Here is a 15,157-nt window from a genome sequence, read left to right as displayed (position 1 = left end):
CACGTTGTCTCTGCGTTAGCTGCGTTCTCTCTTCCTGGTCATGTACTTATGTACACTCCCAGGCGTTCGTTCACTTGCTGCCTTGATACAACGCGAATGATTTTGTCTTTGTTTTGTCTTTCTCTTATTTCTTGGCCAGTTCCTGGTTCAGCGTCCAGAGTTCCCGGCGTTCTTCGCTGCTTAAACCGTGTGTGCGCTCACGAGCTATCAACTCTTCCTGGCGCAGTTCAAGCATCGAATCAAACATATGATTGAGTGAGTCGGTGAAGGTTTTTTCTGCGATATCTTTATCTGCTATATCGTCCCACATCGACAGTTTTTCAAGGGTTGCAGCATCATTTGTGCCACGATAGTGCTCTAAAAGTTGGCCGGTGGTCAGGCCTGGCTGAGCCAGACAAGTGTTGACCAGTTCTCTGAATAAGCCAAGTCCAGGCAGCTTATTGCTGTCCAGTGCGCCTAACGGCGGAACCAGCGGAGCAAGGTCCGGGTTTTGCACCAGCAACCCTATAAGTATACGCATGGTCGTACGTTTTAGCTGTGGAACAGGGCGGGAAGCGCCATTTTCTGCCAGTTTTGGCATTAAACGTTCAAGCTGGCTGTCATCCAGAATGCCGAGCTTGTTTCCCAACTCCTGTCGCAGATAAATGCGCAACGTTTCGCCCGGCACCTGAGTGATCAGTGGCAGCGCCAGCGTGCTGAGCTGCGCGCGTCCGTCCGGGGTACTCAAATCTACCTGTGGCAACAGGCTATTAAATAAAAACGCGGAGAGCGGCAACGCCTGCTCCATCCGGGCTTCGAAAGCCTCTTTCCCTTCTTTACGCACTAACGTATCGGGATCTTCGCCATCAGGTAAAAACATAAAGCGTAGCTGGCGGCCGTCTGTCATATAAGGCAGTGCGGTTTCCAGCGCGCGCCATGCTGCGTCGCGTCCGGCGCGGTCGCCGTCGTAGCAGCAAATCACGTTGTTCGTCGCGCGAAACAACAGTTGGATGTGATCGGCAGTGGTTGACGTCCCAAGGGATGCCACGGCGTAGTTAATGCCGTATTGCGCCAGCGCCACCACATCCATATAACCTTCCACCACTAACAGGCGCTGCGGATCGGCGTTATCCTGCTGGGCTTCATAAAGGCCATACAGCTGGCGACCTTTATGGAAAATATCGGTTTCCGGGGAGTTCAGATACTTCGGCAGGGCATCGCCCAGCACGCGTCCACCAAAACCAATGACCCGACCACGTTTGTCGCGGATGGGGAACATCACCCGTTCGCGAAAACGATCGTAACTGCGTCCCTGATCGTTGGTGACCAACATCCCCGCATCGACCAACGATTTGCGATTCTCAGCATTGCCGCCAAACCGTTTCAGGACGTTATCCCAGCCGGGGGGGGCAAAACCAATAGCAAAACGGGTGATAACGTCGCTACTTAATCCTCGCTTTTCCAGGTACTGGCGCGCAGGGGTAGCGGCGGGCTGCATCAAAGACTGTTGATAAAAAGTGTTCAGGCCGTCCATCAATTGATAAAGGCTTTGCCGTTGATGGCGCTCTATCTGACTGGGGCCACTGCCTGCTTCATAGGGCACTTCAAGGTTGTGCATTGCGGCCAGTTCTTCGACGGTTTCCACAAACTCGAGCTTGTCGTAGTTCATGAGAAAGTCGACGGCGTTGCCATGCGCGCCACACCCAAAGCAGTGATAAAACTGTTTTTCACCGTTTACGGTGAAAGAGGGGGTTTTTTCGTTATGGAACGGACAGCACGCGTGATAATTTTTGCCCTGCTTTTTCAGCTTTACCCGCGCGTCGATGAGATCGACGATGTCGGTTCTTGCCAGCAGGTCATTAATAAATACACGTGGAATTCGTCCAGCCATATGCCCCGTTTATTTTGTTATGACTCACATACACAAAATCATTCAGGATGCATCAAGGCGGCAAGGGAGCGAATCCTCAGGAGCGTACATCAGTACGTGACTGGGGTGAACGACTGCAGCCAACGCAGAGGCAGCTTGAATGATGACGTGTATAAACGAAAATAAGCCGCGCATTCCTTCCGGAAGCACGGCCTTACAACTACAACTCAGTCTGAATTGAGAGCTTTAGCTCTCAATGAATTAGTACAGACGAGTACGGCGTGCGTTTTCGCGAGCCAGTTTCTTCGCGTGACGTTTCACAGCAGAAGCTTTAGCGCGCTTACGTTCGGTAGTCGGTTTTTCATAGAACTCACGACGACGAACTTCCGCCAGAACACCTGCTTTTTCGCATGAACGCTTGAAGCGACGCAGTGCTACGTCGAACGGCTCGTTTTCACGTACTTTAATTACCGGCATGTAACTCTCACCTTTAATAAATTCGGTTTGCCGCTGGCATCAACGCCAGCTTATTTCAAAATGGTGCGGAATTTTACTGCAATTGCTGCTGCTTTGTAAAGCACCCACGCGATTTTGAAAGGGACTTTTATAAGGACAAGGAGTATACACGAGGCATGCGCCTGGGGCGAACAAAGTTTTACATCAACCCGCATTGGTCCTACACTGCGCGGTAATAGAGCGAGGTAAAACAAGTCATGCGTGTACTGGGTATTGAAACATCCTGCGATGAAACCGGCATCGCCATTTACGACGATGAAAAAGGTCTTTTAGCCAACCAATTGTATAGTCAGGTGAAATTACACGCTGACTACGGCGGCGTAGTGCCAGAACTGGCCTCGCGCGATCACGTACGTAAAACCGTACCGCTGATTCAGGCCGCGCTGAAAGAAGCGGGACTCACGGCAAAAGAGATCGATGCGGTGGCGTACACCGCAGGTCCTGGTCTGGTTGGCGCGCTGCTGGTCGGCGCAACCGTAGGACGTTCGCTGGCGTTCGCCTGGGGCGTGCCGGCAATTCCTGTGCACCACATGGAAGGGCATTTGCTGGCGCCGATGCTGGAAGAGAATCCTCCTGCTTTTCCGTTCGTCGCGCTGCTGGTTTCCGGTGGGCACACGCAACTGATTAGCGTCACTGGTATCGGTCAGTATGAATTACTGGGTGAATCGATTGATGACGCGGCAGGTGAAGCGTTTGACAAAACCGCCAAGCTGCTGGGGCTGGATTATCCTGGCGGCCCAATGCTGTCTAAGCTGGCGTCACAGGGTGTGGAAAAACGCTTTGTCTTCCCGCGTCCGATGACCGACCGTCCGGGGCTGGATTTCAGCTTCTCCGGCCTGAAAACCTTCGCCGCGAATACGATTCGTAATAACGAAAATGACGATCAAACGCGTGCAGATATCGCCCGTGCGTTTGAAGATGCGGTGGTTGATACGCTGATGATCAAGTGCAAACGCGCGCTGGATCAAACCGGTTTTAAACGTCTGGTGATGGCGGGGGGCGTGAGCGCTAACCGCACGCTGCGCGCAAAACTGGCCGAAATGATGCAAAAACGCCGCGGCGAAGTGTTCTATGCGCGCCCGGAATTTTGTACCGACAACGGGGCGATGATCGCCTACGCGGGGATGGTGCGTTTTAAAGCGGGCGCAACGGCGGATCTTGGCGTGACCGTGCGTCCACGCTGGCCGCTGGCGGAATTACCGGCGGCGTGAGTTTTTTGCCCGGTGGTGGCTTTGCTTACCGGGCCAACAAAACCGTAGGCCGGGTCAGGCGAAGCCGCCACCCGGCGATAAACCGCGCTACACCCGCAACATTCCTTTCTCTTCCAGAAACGCAATAATCGTCGCCAGACCGTCGCCCGCCTTCAGGTTAGTAAACGTCCACGGACGCTCGCCGCGCATGCGCAGGGTATCGCGTTCCATCACCTCCAGCGAAGCGCCTACGTAAGGGGCCAGATCGGTTTTGTTGATCACCAGAAAATCGGATTTGGTGATCCCCGGCCCGCCTTTACGCGGGATCTTCTCGCCTTCGGCAACGTCGATCACGTAGATTGTCAGATCCGCTAATTCCGGGCTGAAGGTAGCGCTCAGGTTATCGCCGCCGCTTTCCACAAAAATCAGATCCAGGTTGCCGAATTTCTCGCTCAGCGCTTCGACCGCGGCCAGATTCATCGACGCATCTTCGCGGATGGCGGTATGTGGACAGCCGCCAGTTTCCACACCAACTATTCTGTCCGGTTCCAGGGCGCCTGCTTCGGTGAGAATGCGCTGATCTTCTTTGGTGTAGATATCGTTAGTCACGACCGCCAGTTGATAGCTGCTGCGCATGGCTTTGCATAACGCTTCCAGCAGCGCCGTTTTGCCGGAGCCAACCGGGCCGCCAACGCCCACGCGCAGGGGATGCTTGTAATCACTCATTTTTTCTCCTCAGGAACGGAATAAGCGGGAATATTGGGTTTCATGCCGGGCAGACGCGATGGCGGCTAACGGCGTTGCGGATCCGAGGCTGGCGTCAGGACACGCCAGCGCTTGTGCCACACCTTGCGCGTAACGATCGCCAAGCGAAATAATCAACCGCTGCGCCGCCTGCTGGCCAAAGGGAACCAGTTTGACGCCTGCCATCACTGCGCTCTCAATCCAGCTGTAGCCGAGGCTTAATGCCAGGTTCGTCAGGGGGATTTTCCAGCGTACGCCCAGCCAGGCCATGCCGCACAGCTGGCTGTCGGTAAAGAGCGTGCGCCATTCCCGGGAACAGTCTGGTTCCCAGTCGGTGACCAGCCGCGTAAAGGCGATGCCCCGGCTGCGTTCTTCATCCCGCAGTTCGCGGGTTTCCCGACAGGCCAGCAGGTAAGCGGTCCAGCGGCGCGCGGCGGCGAGATCGTCCTGCTCACAGGCGCGATACAATCTCGCCAGCAGCGGTAAGTCGACGGTAAAAAAGTTGTGCTCCATCTGCTGAATTTGCCAGTCAGAGAAGTCATCGACGCTTTTCACCCAGCCGATTTCCACCGCCCACTCCAGACCCTGAGACCAGGTAAACGATCCCACCGGGAGACTGCTGCTGGCGAGCTGCATCAGGCGCAGCTGTTGGGTGCTATGCATCAGTGCGCATGGCCGTGATGATGCCCGTGTGACTCGCTCGCATAGGCACCCGCTTCCGGCTCAAACGGCAACTGGGCAAACGCCACCTCGAGGTTGAACTGGCGCAACATGTCGTCCAGCACATGATCGTGGTGGTAGCGCAGCTCATCGGGCAGGATCTGCAATGGTACGTGGCGATTACCAAGGTGGTAACAGGCTTTGGCGAGCAAAAAAGGGTTGGCGCAGCGTACGACGGAAACCGACTCCGGCGCGGCGATCACTTCGATCACCTCGCGGCCATCGTCGGTAGTCAGCAGATCGCCGCCGCGTAACAGTAAACCGCGCGGTAGCATTAATCCGGCTTCGCGGCCATCGCTCAGCGCCACTCTGGCGCGGCTTTTTACCCGAACATCAATGGGTAGCGTGACGCTTGCGGTGACGTGGTGGGCGTGGTCAAGGCGTTGGGTCAGGTAGATCATCCTCACTCCTTAAAACAGGAAATAGCGTTGCGCCATCGGCAAAACGTCTGCCGGGTCGCTGGTAATCAGTTCACCATCAATGCGTACCTCGTAGGTCTGGGCATCGACGGTGATATTAGGCTGCAGAGCGTTGTGGATCATGTCAGCCTTTTTTACCGTCCGGCAGCCTTTGACGACGGCGATAGCGCTTTGCAAATTAAGTTGCTGCGGGACGTTTTGCGCGTCGGCAGCCTGTGAAATAAAGGTCAGGCGGGTGTGATGCCGCGCTGCGCCAAGCGCGCCGAACATCATGCGGTAATGCACCGGCTGCGGGGTAGGGATTGAGGCGTTGATATCACCCATCGGCGCGCAGGCGATCATCCCGCCCTTCACGATGGTCGCCGGTTTTACGCCAAAAAAGGCCGGAGACCACAGCACCAGGTCGGCCAGTTTACCGGGCTCAACCGAGCCGACTTCGTGGGCGATACCGTGGGTCAACGCCGGATTGATGGTGTACTTGGCGATGTAGCGTTTAACACGCTGATTGTCGTTGTCGCCGATTTCTTCTGCCAGCGGACCACGCTGAACCTTCATGCGGTGCGCCACCTGCCAGGTACGTAGGATCACTTCGCCCACACGCCCCATTGCCTGTGAATCGGACGAGGTCAGGGAAAACGCGCCAATATCATGCAGCACATCCTCGGCAGCGATCGTTTCCCGGCGAATGCGCGATTCGGCGAAGGCGACGTCTTCAGCGATATCTGGATCGAGATGGTGGCAGACCATCAGCATGTCGAGATGCTCGTCGATGGTGTTGACGGTATAAGGCAGCGTCGGGTTGGTGGAGGAGGGCAAAATATTCGGATGTGCGCAGGCGGTGATGATATCCGGCGCATGGCCGCCACCTGCGCCTTCGGTATGGAAGGTATGAATGGTACGATCGCCGATCGCTGCCAGCGTATCCTCAACAAAACCGGACTCATTGAGCGTGTCGCTGTGCAGCGCCACCTGAATGTCCATTTCGTCGGCCACGGTCAGCGCACAGTCGATAGCGGCAGGCGTGGCGCCCCAGTCTTCGTGGATCTTCAGGCCAATGGCGCCGGCAGTGATTTGCTCGCGCAGGGCGTCAGGGTTTGAACCATTGCCTTTGCCCAGCAAACCGATGTTAACCGGCAACGTGTCTGCCGCCTGCAGCATGCGGGCGATGTACCACGGGCCCGGCGTGCAGGTGGTGGCATTGGTGCCTGCGGCCGGACCGGTACCACCGCCGATCATCGTCGTCACGCCTGAAACCAGCGCTTCTTGCGCCTGCTGCGGGCAGATCCAGTGAATATGCGTATCCACGCCGCCCGCGGTGACGATCTTGCCTTCTCCGGCGATGACTTCTGTTCCTACGCCTATCGGGATTGTGACATTGGGCTGAATATCGGGATTACCCGCTTTGCCGATGGCGAAGATCCTGCCGTCTTTGATGCCGATATCCGCTTTGACGATCCCCCAGTGATCAACGATCAGCGCATTGGTTATCACCAGATCCACACACGCCTGGGCGCGCATTTGTCCCTGGCCCATACCGTCGCGGATCACTTTTCCGCCGCCGAATTTGACCTCTTCGCCGTAGGTGGTGAAGTCTTTTTCTACCTCGATCCACAGGTCAGTATCCGCCAGACGTACTTTATCGCCGGTGGTTGGGCCAAACATGTCGGCGTACGCCTGGCGGGAAATGTTACTCATTATCTGCCTCCAGCGCGCCCATCACTTCACTGCGAAAACCCACCATCCTTTGTGCGCCAGCGACGCGCACCAGTTCGACTTCGCGCTTTTGCCCCGGTTCAAAACGTACCGCTGTACCTGCGGCAATGTTAAGGCGAAAGCCCCGCGTAGCTGCCCTGTCAAAGCGCAGCGCTGGGTTCACCTCGTAAAAGTGATAGTGCGATCCCACCTGGATGGGTCTGTCGCCGTGATTCTCCACTACGATCGTGCAGGTTTCGCGCCCCTGATTGATCGCAATGTTGCCTGCTGAGATCTGATACTCACCTGGGATCATTGCCGCTCCTTAGACGATCGGGTTGTGGACGGTGACCAGTTTCGAACCGTCCGGGAATGTGGCTTCAACCTGAATATCCGGGATCATCTCTGGTACGCCTTCCATCACCTGATCGCGGCGCAGCACGTGACGCCCGTCTTCCATCAGCGCGGCCACGGTTTGCCCGTCGCGCGCCCCTTCCATAATGAAAGCGCTAATCAGCGCCACTGATTCCGGGTAATTCAGCTTCAGCCCGCGGGCCAGGCGACGTTCTGCCACCAGCGCGGCGGTAAACAGCAACAGCTTGTCTTTTTCTCTGGGGGTCAGTTCCATAATGGGCCTCTTAGGTTTGCCAGATTCGCGGTAGCATGGGCGCTTTGTGTGTCAGCAGCGGGCGCAGAAATTGCCAGATGTCACGCATAACGCGCTGAGCAATCAGGTTGTCGTTCGCCAGAAAGCGGATTGTCAGCAGCGAGTCGTTAAGCGTTGCCCCGGCATAATCCCCCAATGGCGTAAGCCGCTCGCGCGTTCCCTCCAGCATGTGTTCATTGGCCGGGTAACACAGCAACGTACCAATCCAGGGATGATGTGCGACGCCGCTCAGATTCCCTGCCTGCACCTGCAAACGCTCTATCAGTAGCGGTTGCCCATCCCGCCACACTTCCAGACGGTTTTGTAGCGTGCCGTGGCTGAACGTTTCCTGCATGACAGGGCGTCCGAGACACAGCAGATCCCAGGCCAGCAAATGGCTTGCGGACGTCAGATGAAATACGGACTGGACGGTGGCAGTAGCGCCGGGAAAGAAGATCGTATCCTGCGGCAGCCACTCCAGCGTGGCGTGCGGGGCGAGCGTGAAATGCTGGCGTAGCAACGCCTGCGGCCCACGGCTGCGATAAAATTTTCCCGCGCCGGGCTGAGTGATTAACGCATGGCTGTTTTCATCGAGTGATACGGAAATATGTAGCTCATCCCCGCCGACGATCCCGCCAGGTGGATGAAGCAAATAGAGGTGACATACCTCTTCTTCGGGATAAAACGGACGTTGAACCGTCAAAGGTCCATAGTGACGCGCCGAGGCGAGCACCGTTTTGTGCCCGGTGCGGGTAAAGTGCAGATCCAGTTCGGCCTGCCAGCCTCGTGTGAGTGTCTCGTGCGCCAGCGTGTCCAGAGCGTTTCCCTTATCAGCATGAGGGTGTTTGCGTACAAAAAAGTATGCCTCAGCGCATCGGGAAATCGATCATATGAGAAGCTTATGGATAAAGGGGCGACAAGACGTCGCCCCAATGGGATTTTACAGTAAAACGAGAGGCATCCAGACCAGACCGGTGATCACCAGCAGCACGAGGAAAATCAGGCCAAAAATAGCGCCCAGCCGCCAGTAGTCAACCGTTGGCAAATAGCCGCTGCCGTAGTAGATAGGGCTTGGGCCGGTGGCGTAGGGGGTCAGAATACTGCCCAGGCCAATAGCGGCGCCGACCATCAGACAGAAGACCGGCAACGGGATTTCCGGCATCGCCAGCGCGGCGGCGATCATCATTGGCGCAAGGGCGGAGGTATACGCCGTGGCGCTGGCAAAGAAGTAGCGCAGCAAATAAAAGACCACGATGAGCGCCACCATCACCATGATCGGTGAATAGCCGCTCAGCCCGTTTGCCAGCAGCTTGCCGAACCAGGTAATAAAACCGGTGTTATTCAGCCCGGTCGCCAAGGTTATTAACGAGGCCAGCCAGAAAAAGACGTTCCATGCGGCTTTATTGCTGACGATGTCATCCCAACTGATGATGCGCAGTACCAGCATCAATGCCACCACGCTGTAACCGACCATTGCGGCGTCAATATAATCGCCGCCGAAGATCCACAACACCAGCGCGCCGACCATCAGCCCGAGCATCTTTTTCTCACGTGCGCAGAGCGGTCCCATCGCTTTTAATTCTGTATCCGCCCAGCGCGGCACCTGATCGCCGGATTTCAGCACCGGCGGGTACAACACATATGCCAGCCAGGGCACGATCAGCACCAGTAAAATGCTCAGCGGCAGCATACCCAAGAACCAGTCGCCCCAACTGAGCGCCGTATGAGATGCGCCTTTCATCAGGCCGATCAGCAGCAGGTTCGGCGCCATCGCCGTTAAGAAAATCGCGCTGGTGACGCAGTCGGCGACAATGCCCATCCACATGATGTAGGAGCCAATAGAACGTGAACTGGCGTCATTGGGCTGTGAGTTATACAGCGGCGGCAGGTTGCGGATAATCGGGTAGATTATCCCGGCCCCGCGCGCGGAGTTAGAAGGCGTGACGGGGGCGAGGATAAGCTCGGAGAACATCACCGCGTAACCGAGGAATAACGTCCGGTGCCCCATCTTTTTCACTAACATCAGCGCGATACGCCGACCGAGACCGGTTTTCTCATAGCCGGTACCAAACATAAAGGCCGCGAAAATCAGCCAGATCACCGAGTTAGAAAAGCCAGAAACGGCCCACGACAGCGATTTGGCGGTAAATTTAAAACCGTCCTGCGCGAGTTGTTCCGGGCTGAACAGGATCCACGGTGAAAGTACGGCGATGATCGAAATACCAATCATCGCTACGACCGCGCCGGGTACAGGTTCCAGAATGAGCCCCACAATCACACCGGTAAAGACGGCAAAATAGAGCCAGGTGTGGCTCTCAAGACCGGTGGGGACGGGTAAAACAGCAATAATGGCGATGACCACCAGCGGAGCCAGGTATCGCCACCAACCAGCTAAAGGTGCCATTGTGATATCCCTGCGAAAGGGGAGAGGCTCTGTGCCTCTCCGGAAGGGTTATTTGATGTAGTGCACGTGCTCGCAAATCTCTTCCACGATGGGATCGCGGCGTTCAGCGAACAGCTTTTTGTTTTCGGCGATCAGGTTGTTGCCGTGGGTGTCGATGGACACAATCAGCGGGCCGAACTCTTTGACCCGACATACCCACAAGGATTCCGGCATGCCCAGCTCCGTCCAGTGCACTTCTTCAATCTCTTCAACCTGAGTGGCCGCCAGTACGGCGCAACCTGCCGGGAAGATCACATGCAGCGCTTTGAACTGCTTGCAGCCTTCTTCTGTCAACGGTCCCATACCGCCTTTACCGACCACCAGCTTGACGCCGGTCTGCTCGATAAACTCTTTCTCAAAAGCTTCCATACGCATACTGGTGGTTGGACCGACGGAGACCATCTCCCATTTATCACCGTTCTTACGCACAATTGGGCCTGCGTGGAAAATAGCCTTGCCGTTCAGATCATAAGGAATTGGGCGCTTCAGTTCGATCAGGCGACGGTGGCACACGTCGCGGCAGGTCACCAGCGTACCGCTCAGGTAAATGACATCGCCAACGCGAATATCTTCCAGATCTTCGGCTTTAATCGGGGTGGTGAGGATCTTTTTCATAACGCGCTCCGGGTGTGAGACAGATTTTCGAAGGAGAGATCAGCATGAACCAACAGCGTGCCGCGACGGTGCGCCCAGCAGCCGGTGGAAACAGCAACGCCGATAGTCGACGGGTGGCGCGCGGCGGATTCGATATGCACGCCCATCACGGAGCTATTGCCGGTCAACCCCTGCGGACCAATACCCAGGCGGTTAAGTCCTTCTTCCAGACGAAGTTCCAGTTCGGCCGCTTTTGGGTTGGGATGACGTGAGCCGATAGGACGCAGCACCGCTTTACGGGAAAGCACTGCGGCAGTTTCTACTGAGGTGGCAATGCCTACGCCCACCAGCACCGGCGGGCAGGCGTTAACGGCCAACGTGGAGATATTTTCGAAGACAAATTTCACTACGCCTTCGTAGCCTTCTGAAGGCATTAACACTTTCGAGCGTCCTGGCAGGGTACAGCCGCCGCCTGCCATGTAGACTTCGATTTCCGCGTCATCATTATCAGGAATGATGTCCCAGGTAACCCACGGTACACCGGTGCCGGTATTTTTGCCGGTATTCACTTCGTCAAAAATCTCTACCGCGTTATGGCGCAGCGGCGCTTTGACCGTGGCGTCTTCAACGGCTTGTTTCAGGATGCTTTGCAGCTCACCCAACAGCGGAAAACGGGAACCGACCTTTACAAAGAACATAATCTCGCCGGTGTCCTGGCAGGCCGGACGGTTCAGATCAATCGCCTTCTGCATGTTGTCAAACATGGTGTGGTAGATGATTTTACCCATCGGCGAGTCTTCGCCTTCCCGCAGCTGTTTTAATTTATCCACCACGTCGTCGGGCATACGGGTAGAAATCATGGCGGTAAAGTTCGCGACAATGTTTGTCAGCGTATTTATCGCATTTTGGTTATTTTGATTGCTCATCTTGTAAACTCCAGTTCTTTTATTTTCTGGAAATAAATTCTCCGCCACAAACTATCACTAAAAGTGTGGTTTTATATTATTTGCCACTGTGAATATCCAATTAACAGTTCGTGAATGATGTCCAGGTAAGGCAATAAAAATTGCGCAAAGGCAGGGTTTAATACGCGTGAGGGAATTACACTGCGGTTAACAACATTACGGATATACCGACCATGCTGAACACGTATCCCCTGGCGAAAGACCTGCAGGTGCTGGTTGAAATTGTTCATAGCGGCAGCTTTAGCTCCGCTGCCGCCACGCTGGGGCAGACGCCTGCGTTTGTGACAAAACGTATTCAAATTCTCGAATCCACGCTGGGGACGACGTTGCTTAACCGCTCTGCGCGCGGCGTGGCGTTAACGGAAAGTGGTCAACGTTGCTATGAACATGCGCAGGCGATCCTCGCGGGCTACCAGCATCTGGTTGATGACGTCACGCAAATCAAAACGCGCCCGGCGGGGATGATTCGTATCGGCTGTAGCTTTGGCTTTGGGCGCAGCTATATTGCACCGGCCATTACCGAACTGATGCATAGTTATCCTGAGTTACAGGTGCATTTTGAGCTTTACGATCGGCAAATTGATTTGGCGCAGGATAATATCGATTTAGATATTCGTATTAATGATGAAATCCCTGATTATTATATTGCGCATTTGTTAACGAAAAACAAAAGAATATTGTGTGCGGCCCCGACCTATTTACAAAAATATGGCGAGCCGATGACGCTACAGGAATTAAGTCGGCACGATTGTCTGGTCACCAAAGAACGCGATATGACCCACGGAGTGTGGGAGCTGGATAACGGTCAGGAGAAAAAATCGGTCAAGGTAGCTGGGCATCTTTCATCGAACAGCGGTGAGATTGTGTTGCAGTGGGCGCTGCAGGGAAAAGGGATCATGTTGCGTTCCGAATGGGACGTACAACCGTTTCTGGCAAGCGGTGAACTGGTGCGTGTACTTCCGGACTATGCACAGAGCGCCAATATCTGGGCGGTTTATCAGGAGCCGCTGTATCGCAGCGTGAAGCTTCGCGTGTGCGTGGAGTTTCTGGCGACGTGGTGCCAGAACAGATTAGGCAAGCCAGTGGAAGGGTATCAAATCCCGTAGGTTGCAGGCCGGATAAGACGCTTTAGCGTCGCCATCCGGCAGTACCGTCACTCAGGATCTCTTTCGCGTTTTTTCTTCAGTTTAGTCCAGATCTTCGGCTCCTGACGGCGCCACAGACGCTGAATGTTGTCATGGTGACGTAGCAGAATTAAGCACGACAACATGGAAACCGGGAAAGTGAACTGGGGATTAAACCACCAGACATAAAAGGGAGCGATCAGTGCGCTGACGATAGCGCCCAACGACGAATAGCCGCTGAGCAAGACGGTCAGCAGCCAGGTTCCCGCCATTACGCCCGTTAAGTCCCAACCAATTGGCGCAATTGCACCAAAGGCGGTGGCAACGCCTTTCCCACCCTTAAAGCCGAAGAATACCGGCCAGATGTGTCCCAGACAGGCAGCGATCGCTATCAATCCCAGCCAGAAGGGGCTGACGCCTAGCGCATAGGCGCCCCAGACGGGTAACATGCCTTTCAGTACGTCGAAAATCAGTACGGCGACGGCGGCTCCTTTACCACCGATGCGCAGCACGTTTGTCGCGCCCGGATTGCCGGAGCCGCTGTCACGCGGGTCCGGCAATCCAGCGAGGCGGCATACCAGAATGGCACTGGAAATAGAGCCGCAGAGGTACGCGAAGATAATCATTCCAGGCGCGATTGCACTCATAAGCTGTTCCGTTTTGAAAATGTCGTGTAAAACGCTACTTCTATGGATAATACGCATATTTCGCCGGAAGTGGTATCCGGGTTAGTCAAAAAGCAGGCGGGTCGTGATGGATATTGTATTTATAGAGCAACTTTCAGTAATCACCACTATCGGTGTTTACGACTGGGAACAAACGATCGAGCAAAAATTGGTGTTCGATATCGAAATGGCATGGGATAACCGTAAATCGGCTAAAAGCGATGATGTCGCTGATTGCCTGAGCTATGCTGATATTGCTCAAACGGTTGTTAATCATGTGGAAGGCGGACGTTTTGCGCTGGTAGAGCGCGTAGCGGAAGAGGTTGCGGACCTCCTGCTGAGTCGCTTTAATTCCCCATGGGTGCGTATCAAACTCAGTAAGCCTGGCGCGGTGGCGCGTGCGGCAAACGTCGGGGTTATCATTGAGCGTGGCAATAATCTGAAAGAAAATAATTAATTTAATAATTTCTAAAACAAACAGGTATAAAAGGGTCCTTTCGTCGGCTCTTTTTTGCCGTGGTTTCTTTATGTAGGGGTTTATTGATGAGTGATATGCACTCGCTGCTGGTGGCGGCAATTTTGGGTGTGGTCGAAGGTTTGACGGAGTTTTTACCCGTTTCCAGTACCGGCCATATGATTATTGTTGGCCACCTGTTGGGTTTTGAGGGTGATACCGCAAAAACATTTGAAGTGGTGATCCAACTGGGCTCTATTCTGGCCGTCGTGGTGATGTTCTGGCGACGTCTGTTTGGCCTGATTGGCATTCACTTTGGCAAAGCCCCACACGAAGGTACAGGCAAAGGTCGGTTGACGCTGGGTCATATCCTGCTCGGGATGATTCCGGCCGTTGTCCTGGGACTGGTTTTCCACGATACCATCAAATCGCTGTTTAACCCGATCAACGTGATGTATGCGCTGGTGGTAGGGGGCCTGCTGCTGATAGCCGCAGAATGCCTGAAGCCGAAAGAGCCGCGCGCGCCGGGGCTGGATGATATGACCTATCGCCAAGCGTTTATGATCGGTTGTTTCCAGTGTCTGGCGTTGTGGCCGGGTTTTTCCCGCTCCGGGGCGACGATTTCTGGCGGTATGCTGATGGGGGTGAGTCGTTACGCGGCATCTGAGTTTTCTTTCCTACTGGCGGTGCCGATGATGATGGGCGCGACCGTCCTGGATCTCTACAAGAGCTGGTCTTTCCTCAGCGCGTCAGATATTCCGATGTTTGCAGTCGGTTTCGTGACAGCGTTTATCGTGGCGCTGGTGGCGATCAAAACCTTCCTGCAACTGATTAAACGCATCTCGTTTATTCCGTTTGCGATTTACCGCTTTATTGTTGCGGCCGCCGTCTATGTGGTCTTTTTCTGAATAATTTGATGAAAACATCCTGTTTGTTTACAGGATGTTTTCATTTTTAAAATGAATAATCCGCTTTAATTAATATGCTGTATATAATTGTTGTGCCAGCATTCTATGGTACAGATGATTTATATGGGAAATTAATTCATCACTTTAATCTTATTTTTAATTAAACACTGCATAAAAAGTTGTATGCTTTATTTTCTTTGTTAAATAATGTGACTGCAGCAAAGTTAA

17 protein-coding genes are annotated in these 15,157 nt (G+C 54.5%); 4 read left to right on the top strand and 13 right to left on the bottom strand.

The features are described from left to right. Window positions 1-124 precede the first annotated feature (124 nt). Both dnaG and rpsU read right to left on the bottom strand, forming a co-directional pair. A complete protein-coding gene (dnaG, locus tag FOB24_RS21635) occupies window positions 125-1,870 on the bottom strand; it encodes a DNA primase (RefSeq protein ID WP_038633998.1) in 1,746 nt (581 codons plus the stop codon). A 240-nt stretch (window positions 1,871-2,110) separates the two neighbouring features. Further along, a complete protein-coding gene (rpsU, locus tag FOB24_RS21630; protein WP_001144069.1) occupies window positions 2,111-2,326 on the bottom strand; it encodes a 30S ribosomal protein S21 in 216 nt (71 codons plus the stop codon). Between the two features lie 236 nt (window positions 2,327-2,562). Here rpsU and tsaD point away from each other — a divergent pair, with 236 nt between their 5' ends. After that, window positions 2,563-3,576, top strand: coding sequence for a tRNA (adenosine(37)-N6)-threonylcarbamoyltransferase complex transferase subunit TsaD (tsaD, locus tag FOB24_RS21625; protein ID WP_038633989.1), 1,014 nt, complete (start codon window positions 2,563-2,565; stop codon window positions 3,574-3,576). Between the two features lie 87 nt (window positions 3,577-3,663). Here the strand turns inward: tsaD and ureG are convergent, their stop codons facing one another. The 10 genes from ureG to ttdA form a co-directional block, all read right to left on the bottom strand. Next, window positions 3,664-4,281 (bottom strand): urease accessory protein UreG, encoded by a 618-nt coding sequence (ureG, locus tag FOB24_RS21620; RefSeq protein ID WP_038633986.1) that lies wholly within the window; start codon window positions 4,279-4,281, stop codon window positions 3,664-3,666. A 9-nt stretch (window positions 4,282-4,290) separates the two neighbouring features. After that, complete coding sequence (locus FOB24_RS21615) at window positions 4,291-4,962, bottom strand: urease accessory protein UreF (RefSeq protein ID WP_110496798.1); 672 nt, start codon at window positions 4,960-4,962, stop codon at window positions 4,291-4,293. Beyond that, window positions 4,962-5,420, bottom strand: a complete 459-nt coding sequence (gene ureE, locus FOB24_RS21610) for an urease accessory protein UreE (protein WP_150345440.1) — start codon at window positions 5,418-5,420, stop codon at window positions 4,962-4,964. The genes FOB24_RS21615 and ureE overlap by 1 nt, the downstream gene beginning before the upstream one ends. Window positions 5,421-5,429: 9 nt before the next feature. Next, window positions 5,430-7,133: an urease subunit alpha gene (gene ureC, locus FOB24_RS21605; protein WP_110496800.1), complete on the bottom strand. Its 1,704-nt coding sequence runs from the start codon at window positions 7,131-7,133 to the stop codon at window positions 5,430-5,432. Beyond that, window positions 7,126-7,446: an urease subunit beta gene (locus tag FOB24_RS21600; protein WP_038633976.1), complete on the bottom strand. Its 321-nt coding sequence runs from the start codon at window positions 7,444-7,446 to the stop codon at window positions 7,126-7,128. The genes ureC and FOB24_RS21600 overlap by 8 nt, the downstream gene beginning before the upstream one ends. Window positions 7,447-7,455: 9 nt before the next feature. Next, window positions 7,456-7,758 carry an urease subunit gamma gene (locus tag FOB24_RS21595; RefSeq protein WP_003024678.1) on the bottom strand — a complete coding sequence of 101 codons (303 nt, stop codon included), beginning with the start codon at window positions 7,756-7,758 and terminating at the stop codon, window positions 7,456-7,458. A 10-nt stretch (window positions 7,759-7,768) separates the two neighbouring features. Then, a complete protein-coding gene (locus tag FOB24_RS21590; protein ID WP_199966698.1) occupies window positions 7,769-8,593 on the bottom strand; it encodes an urease accessory protein UreD in 825 nt (274 codons plus the stop codon). Between the two features lie 123 nt (window positions 8,594-8,716). After that, a complete protein-coding gene (locus FOB24_RS21585) occupies window positions 8,717-10,180 on the bottom strand; it encodes an anion permease (protein WP_042311057.1) in 1,464 nt (487 codons plus the stop codon). A gap of 48 nt (window positions 10,181-10,228) precedes the next feature. Continuing rightward, complete coding sequence (ttdB, locus tag FOB24_RS21580; RefSeq protein ID WP_006688017.1) at window positions 10,229-10,834, bottom strand: L(+)-tartrate dehydratase subunit beta; 606 nt, start codon at window positions 10,832-10,834, stop codon at window positions 10,229-10,231. Next, a complete protein-coding gene (ttdA, locus tag FOB24_RS21575; RefSeq protein ID WP_038633966.1) occupies window positions 10,831-11,739 on the bottom strand; it encodes a L(+)-tartrate dehydratase subunit alpha in 909 nt (302 codons plus the stop codon). Before ttdA ends, ttdB begins: the two co-directional genes overlap by 4 nt. A gap of 212 nt (window positions 11,740-11,951) precedes the next feature. Here ttdA and ttdR point away from each other — a divergent pair, with 212 nt between their 5' ends. Beyond that, on the top strand, window positions 11,952-12,884 hold the full coding sequence (gene ttdR / locus FOB24_RS21570) for an L-tartrate utilization transcriptional activator TtdR (protein WP_150345439.1): 933 nt from the start codon (window positions 11,952-11,954) through the stop codon (window positions 12,882-12,884). Window positions 12,885-12,931: 47 nt separating this feature from the next. Here ttdR and plsY read toward each other — a convergent pair whose 3' ends face one another. Then, entirely contained in the window at window positions 12,932-13,549 is a 618-nt protein-coding gene (gene plsY, locus FOB24_RS21565; protein ID WP_003828443.1) for a glycerol-3-phosphate 1-O-acyltransferase PlsY, read from the bottom strand. Window positions 13,550-13,655: 106 nt separating this feature from the next. Here plsY and folB point away from each other — a divergent pair, with 106 nt between their 5' ends. Together folB and bacA are read left to right on the top strand one after the other, a co-directional pair. Next, complete coding sequence (folB, locus tag FOB24_RS21560) at window positions 13,656-14,024, top strand: bifunctional dihydroneopterin aldolase/7,8-dihydroneopterin epimerase (RefSeq protein WP_038633959.1); 369 nt, start codon at window positions 13,656-13,658, stop codon at window positions 14,022-14,024. Window positions 14,025-14,110: 86 nt separating this feature from the next. Beyond that, a complete protein-coding gene (bacA, locus tag FOB24_RS21555) occupies window positions 14,111-14,929 on the top strand; it encodes an undecaprenyl-diphosphate phosphatase (protein ID WP_087856828.1) in 819 nt (272 codons plus the stop codon). Window positions 14,930-15,157 lie beyond the last annotated feature (228 nt).

The sequence above is a fragment of the Citrobacter werkmanii genome, from assembly GCF_008693645.1.
GTDB lineage: Bacteria > Pseudomonadota > Gammaproteobacteria > Enterobacterales > Enterobacteriaceae > Citrobacter > Citrobacter werkmanii.
This window is presented reverse-complemented; position numbering and strand designations above follow the sequence as displayed.